General features: G+C 53.3%; 2 rRNA genes. Both read right to left on the bottom strand.

Annotated features, from left to right (window positions below):
- Positions 1-24: 24 nt before the first annotated feature.
- A 5S ribosomal RNA gene (gene rrf / locus C41B8_RS19085) occupies positions 25-140 on the bottom strand.
- 67 nt (positions 141-207) lie between these two features.
- Positions 208-3,100: ribosomal RNA gene (locus C41B8_RS19080) — 23S ribosomal RNA — on the bottom strand.
- Positions 3,101-3,224: the final 124 nt, after the last annotated feature.

Raw genomic sequence — 3,224 nt, 5'->3', positions numbered from 1 at the left:
AGCGACGGGGCTTTTTCGTTTGGAGCCTGGCGGTGACCTACTCTCACATGGGGAGACCCCACACTACCATCGGCGCTGAGCGGTTTCACTTCCGAGTTCGGAATGGGTTCGGGTGGTTCCCACTCGCTATGGCCGCCAGGCAAACTGGAACAATCGGGTTTGTAATCGAACACTGTATCGCGTGGCGCAAAAGCGCTTGAGCGTTATATGACCAAGCCTCACGGGCCATTAGTACCAGTAAGCTGAATACGTTGCCGTACTTACACACCTGGCCTATCAACGTCCTCGTCTCGGACGACCCTTAAGAGCTCTCAAGGAGCTAGCGAGATCTCATCTTGAGGTGGGCTTCGCGCTTAGATGCTTTCAGCGCTTATCCCTTCCGTACGTAGCTACCCGGCAATGCCACGGGCGTGACAACCGGAACACCAGAGGTACGTCCAACCCGGTCCTCTCGTACTAAGGTCAGATCCTCTCAAATCTCGAACGCCTACGGCAGATAGGGACCGAACTGTCTCACGACGTTCTAAACCCAGCTCGCGTACCACTTTAAATGGCGAACAGCCATACCCTTGGGACCTGCTTCAGCCCCAGGATGTGATGAGCCGACATCGAGGTGCCAAACTCCTCCGTCGATGTGGACTCTTGGGAGGAATCAGCCTGTTATCCCCGGCGTACCTTTTATCCGTTGAGCGATGGCCCTTCCATACAGAACCACCGGATCACTAAGACCTACTTTCGTACCTGCTCGACCCGTCGGTCTCACAGTCAAGCACCCTTTTGCCTTTACACTCGTTGCACGATTTCCGACCGTGCTGAGGGTACCTTTGCACTCCTCCGTTACTCTTTGGGAGGAGACCGCCCCAGTCAAACTACCTACCATACACTGTCCCTGATCCCGATAAGGGACCTAGGTTAGAACCTCGAACATTTCAGGGCGGTATTTCAAGGGTGGCTCCACGCTGGCTAGCGCCAACGCTTCAAAGCCTCCCGCCTATCCTACACAAAAATATTCAAGATCCAGTGCAAAGCTGTAGTAAAGGTGCACGGGGTCTTTCCGTCTTGCCGCAGGAACACTGCATCTTCACAGCAATTTCGATTTCACTGAGTCTCGGGTGGAGACAGTGTGGCCATCGTTACGCCATTCGTGCAGGTCGGAACTTACCCGACAAGGAATTTCGCTACCTTAGGACCGTTATAGTTACGGCCGCCGTTTACCGGGGCTTCGATCAAGAGCTTCGCCGAAGCTAACCCCATCACTTAACCTTCCGGCACCGGGCAGGCGTCACACCCTATACATCCACTTACGTGTTAGCAGAGTGCTGTGTTTTTAGTAAACAGTCGCAGCCACCTGGTCTCTGCGGCCCCGTCCAGCTATACCCGCAAGGGGCTTCACCTACTGGGGGCGCACCTTCTCCCGAAGTTACGGTGCCATTTTGCCGAATTCCTTCACCCGAGTTGTCTCATACGCCTTAGGATTCTCACCTTATCCACCTGTGTCGGTTTGGGGTACGGTCTGCTTAACCTGAAGCTTAGAGGTTTTTCCTGGAAGCCTGGTATCAGCTACTTCGCGCCCTTGGGCACTCGTCATCGCTTCTCGGCATTAGCCCTCCGGATTTGCCTGGAAGACCTGCCTACAAGCTTAAACCGGGATAACCATCACCCGGCTAGCCTAACCTTCTTCGTCACCCCATCGCAGTTAAGCGAGGTACGGGAATATTAACCCGTTTCCCATCGACTACGCCTCTCGGCCTCGCCTTAGGAGCCGACTCACCCTGCGCCGAATAGCGTTGCGCAGGAAACCTTGGATTTTCGGCGGGCAGGTTTTTCACCTGCCTTATCGTTACTCACGTCAGCATTCGCACTTCTGATACCTCCAGCATGCCTCACGGCACACCTTCACGGCCTACAGAACGCTCCTCTACCACTTGTGATAAATCACAAGTCCGCAGCTTCGGTGCATGGCTTTAGCCCCGTTATATCTTCCGCGCGGGCCGACTAGATCAGTGAGCTATTACGCTTTCTTTAAAGGATGGCTGCTTCTAAGCCAACCTCCTGACTGTCTGTGCCTTCCCACATCGTTTGCCACTTAGCCATGACTTGGGGACCTTAGCTGGCGGTCTGGGTTGTTTCCCTTTCCACTACGGAAGTTAGCTCTCGCAGTGTGTCTCCCGTGCTTACACTTGTCGGTATTCGGAGTTTGCTTCGGTTTGGTAAATCCTTATGGACCCCCTAGCCGATACAGTGCTCTACCCCCGACAGTGATACACGAGGCGCTACCTAAATAGCTTTCGAGGAGAACCAGCTATCTCCGGGCTTGATTAGCCTTTCACTCCTATCCACAGTTCATCCCCTAATTTTTCAACATTAGTGGGTTCGGGCCTCCAGTCGGTGTTACCCGACCTTCACCCTGACCATGGATAGATCGCCCGGTTTCGGGTCTACTCCCAGCAACTATGCGCCCTATTAAGACTCGGTTTCCCTACGCTTCCCCTACACGGTTAAGCTTGCTACTGAGAAGTAAGTCGCTGACCCATTATACAAAAGGTACGCCATCACCCGACGAATCGGGCTCTGACTGCTTGTACGCACACGGTTTCAGGTTCTATTTCACTCCCCTCACCGGGGTTCTTTTCGCCTTTCCCTCACGGTACTGGTTCACTATCGGTCGACAGAGAGTATTTAGCCTTGGAGGATGGTCCCCCCATGTTCAAGCAGGGTTTCTCGTGCCCCGCCCTACTCGATTTCACTTCGAATGCCCTTTCGTGTACGGGGCTTTCACCCTCTATGGCGTGCCTTTCCTGGACACTTCCACTAGAACAATCGAAGCTTAAGGGCTGTTCCCGTTTCGCTCGCCGCTACTCAGGGAATCTCAATTGATTTCTTTTCCTTCGGGTACTTAGATGTTTCAGTTCCCCGAGTTTGCCTCCCATGGCTATGTATTCACCATGGGATACTTGCCTCACAGCAAGTGGGTTTCCCCATTCGGAAATCTCCGGGTCAAAGTCTGTTTGCCGACTTACCGAAGCTTATCGCAGGCTACTACGTCCTTCATCGCCTTCTGTCGCCAAGGCATCCACCGTGTGCGCTTGGTCACTTGGTCATATAACCTCAAGCGCTCTCGCACTCGAAGTCTATGAGCAACTCATACATTCTTCGCTAAAAGAATGCAGTGTTCGATTACAATCCGATTGTTAAAGAGCGGTGATCGAAATCACAACAAACGA

The sequence above is a fragment of the Salinisphaera hydrothermalis C41B8 genome (assembly GCF_000732535.1).
Taxonomy (GTDB): Bacteria; Pseudomonadota; Gammaproteobacteria; order Nevskiales; family Salinisphaeraceae; genus Salinisphaera; species Salinisphaera hydrothermalis.
The sequence above is the reverse complement of the archived record's forward strand: the minus strand, read 5'-3'. Positions and strand labels throughout refer to the sequence as shown.